Source organism: Saliniramus sp., assembly GCF_035311605.1.
Lineage (GTDB): Bacteria > Pseudomonadota > Alphaproteobacteria > Rhizobiales > Beijerinckiaceae > Saliniramus.
Genome location: NZ_DATGCW010000179.1, coordinates 1 through 3,370, shown reverse-complemented (window position 1 = coordinate 3,370; position 3,370 = coordinate 1). Strand labels below are relative to the sequence as shown.

Annotated in this window: 3 protein-coding genes; all 3 read left to right on the top strand. The window is 66.2% G+C overall.

The window, feature by feature from the left end; translation table 11 throughout:
* On the top strand, nucleotides 1-1,198 hold a 1,198-nt coding region (locus VKP01_RS08275; protein ID WP_324411677.1), incomplete at its 5' end, for a glycine cleavage T C-terminal barrel domain-containing protein.
* 87 nt (nucleotides 1,199-1,285) lie between these two features.
* A complete protein-coding gene (locus tag VKP01_RS08270) occupies nucleotides 1,286-2,230 on the top strand; it encodes a hypothetical protein (RefSeq protein ID WP_324411676.1) in 945 nt (314 codons plus the stop codon).
* 101 nt (nucleotides 2,231-2,331) lie between these two features.
* Nucleotides 2,332-3,370 (top strand): formate--tetrahydrofolate ligase (locus VKP01_RS08265; protein ID WP_324411678.1); only part of this gene is annotated, 1,039 nt, incomplete at its 3' end.

Sequence of the window (3,370 nt, the reverse complement as noted above, 5' to 3'; positions counted from 1 at the left end):
CAAGTCGCCCTACTGGCATCTTTCGGTCGAGGCGGGATGCTGGCGTGCCACGGTCTATAACCGCATGTACCATCCGCGCGGCTATACCCGCCCAGATGACGGCGGTGCGATGGCGGAATACGACGCTCTCATCAATCACGTTACCATGTGGAACGTCGCCGTCGAGCGGCAGATCCAGGTCAAGGGGCCCGATGCGGAGGCCTTCGTCAATTACGTCATCACCCGCGACGCCACCAAGATCCAGCCCATGAAGGGCAAATACGTCATCCTGTGCAACGAGGAAGGCGGCATCCTCAACGATCCGGTGCTGCTTCGCATCGCGGAAGACGAGTTCTGGTTCTCGATCTCCGACAGCGACCTCGAACTCTGGATGCGGGGTGTGAATATCGGCAAGGGTTTCGATGTGACGATCGCGGAGATCGACGTCTCCCCGGTGCAGATCCAGGGCCCTAAATCGGAAGACCTGATGGCCGATCTGTTCGGCGATGCCGTGCGCGATCTGCCCTTCTACGGGCTGATGGAGGGCCGGGTCGCCGGTTGCGACGTGATCGTCTCGCAAACCGGCTTCACCGGCGAGAAGGGCTACGAGATCTATCTGCGCGACGCCACGCTGCATGCGGAGAAGATGTGGGATGCGGTACTCAAAGCTGGCGAGAAGCACCAGCTCATGGTCATCGCCCCGGCCCACCACCGGCGCATCGCGGCGGGCATTCTCTCCTGGGGCCAGGATATCGACCAGGAGACACTGCCCTTCCAGTGCAATCTCGCCTATCAGGTGCCGCGCCTGAAGACCGCCGATTATATCGGCAAGGCGAAGCTCGAGGCCGTGCGCGACGAGCTCGAGGCGGGACGCCATCCCTTCAAAAACATCATGGTGGGGATGAAGCTCGGCGGCAAACCGATCACCGACTACGCGCCCGATTTCTGGCTGGTCTCCGGCCCGCAGGGCGGCGAGCCGATCGGCTATGTCACCTCGCCCTGGTACTCGCCGGAGCTCGGAGCGAACATCGCCCTCGCCTGGGTCCCCGTCGAATACAAGGAACTCGGCACCCCGCTCAACGTCTGGCTTCCCGACGAATATGCCGAGACGCCCGGCGTCGCGGTGGCAGCGGAGGTCTGCGCGGTGCCCTTCCGGCCCTCCGTCAATGCGAATGCCCGCGAACGCGCGGCCTCGCAGGGACGCGACTACGCCTTCTGAGCGAATGATCCGGGAAGCGCCGCGCCAGGCGCTTCCCGCCGATCTCACGAATGATGCGCCGAAAGCCTGCAACCGAGCGAGGCGGCCATGGACGGATTTCGCGAATTTCAGGCGATCACGGGGGATGCCGCGCCGCTCACTCCTGCCGGGCGGATGGCCCAGCTTCTGGAGGAGGCCTCGATCGAGATCGCCCCGCGCCAGATCGCTGAGGGTGTCCCGGCACCGGGCGCGCCTGATCCGGTGGGGGAAGTCTTCGTGCCCTTTCTGCCCGGTGCGGATTTCGATCAGACGCTGGATGTCTGCCGCGACCTGTCGCGGCGTGGCTTCATACCCGTGCCGCATCTGCCCGCCCGCGCCGTGCCCGATCACGACACGCTCACGCGCTTTCTCGACGGCCTTACCGCGCACGGTGTCACAAGGCTCTTGCTGATCGCCGGCGATGCGCCCCGCCCTGCCGGGCCGTTTGGCGATACGCTCGGCCTTATCGACATGCCGCAATTCGCCGATGCGGGCCTGACCCGGCTCTATGTCGCCGGGCATCCGGAGGGCCATCCCCATGCGGATGAGGTGACACTCATGGCGGCGCTGCGGCGCAAGCAGGCGCATGCCCGTAGGCACGGCCTGCCGCTGACCGTCGTGACGCAGTTCAGCTTCGACGCCGCCCCGGTCATCGCCTGGTGCGGGCGTCTGCGCGAGGCGGGGATCGACGCGCCCGTGCGGATCGGTATTCCCGCGCCGGTGGGGATGGGCACGCTGATCCGCTTCGCCATGCGTTGCGGTGTCGGTGCCTCGGCGCGGCTGCTGGGCCGGCGGCCCGATGCACTGCAGATGCTCAAGCGTTTCGATCCACTGCCCTTGATCGCGGGCTTCGCCGGATCAGATGACGCGAACCCGCCCACGAACCTTGCAGGGGTTCACCTGTACTGTTTCGGCGGCGCGGCGCAGGCTCTGTCCTGGCGCGCGCAGGCCCTCGATGATCTGCGCGCAACGGCCCAACGAGAAACCGCACATGCCGAGGATGCCGCATCATGAACACCTTTCCCCAGACCCGCTTTTCGCAGGGCGCGATTACGCGCCAGGCCGATCTCCCGCCGCCCGGCGCGCCCGATATCGAGATCGCCCGCGCCGCACGCATGCGCCCGATTCTCGGTCTCGCGGAGGAAAAACTCGGCCTTAGCCCCGATGCGCTGATCCCGCACGGGCACTACAAGGCCAAGCTTACCCACGACGCGATCGCGGGCCTGCGCGACAAGCCGCGCGGCAAGCTCGTTCTCGTCACCGCGATCACGCCGACCACCGCCGGTGAGGGCAAGACCACGACGAGCGTGGGGCTCAATGACGGGCTCAACCATCTTGGCGCGCGTTCCATCGTCTGCCTGCGCGAGCCGGCGCTCGGGCCATGCTTCGGCATGAAGGGTGGCGCCGCCGGCGGCGGGCGGGCGCAATTGCTGCCGATGGAGGACATCAACCTGCATTTCAACGGCGATTTCCACGCCGTCACCGCTGCGCATAATCTGCTCTCGGCCATGCTCGACAACCATCTGCACTGGGGCAACGCCCAGGATATCGATGTGCGCCGCATCACCTGGAAACGTGTCATCGACATGAACGACCGGGCCCTGCGCAACATCACCATCGGCCTCGGCGGTCCGGCCCATGGCGTGCCGCGCGAGGATGGATTCGACATCATCGCTGCCTCGGAAGTGATGGCGATCCTCTGCCTCGCCGAGGATCTCGACGATCTGCAACGCCGGCTCGGCGCCATCGTCATCGGCTATCGCCGCGACAAGACCCCCGTCACCGCCCATGATATCGGCGCCGACGGGGCGATGGCTGTGCTCTTGCGCGACGCGCTCCAGCCCAATCTGGTTCAGAGCATCGAACACGCGCCCGCCTTCGTGCATGGCGGGCCGTTCGGCAACATCGCCCATGGCTGCTCTTCGGTGATCGCCACCAAGGCGGCCCTGGCGCTCGCCGATATCGTCGTCACCGAAGCTGGATTCGGCGCTGATCTGGGCGCCGAGAAATTCCTCGACATCAAATGCCGACAGGCGGATCTGCGTCCGGATGCGGCGGTGCTGGTCTGCACCGTGCGCGCGCTCAAGGCACAGGGCGGGGTGGCGAAGGCTGATCTCGGTCGCGAGGACGTCGAAGCCGTGCGGCGCGGCGCAG

Bases quoted from the DNA above. Each gene is read 5' to 3' on its own strand.
- VKP01_RS08270 (WP_324411676.1), top strand. From the start codon at position 1,286: ATGGACGGATTTCGCGAATTTCAGGCGATCACGGGGGATGCCGCGCCG.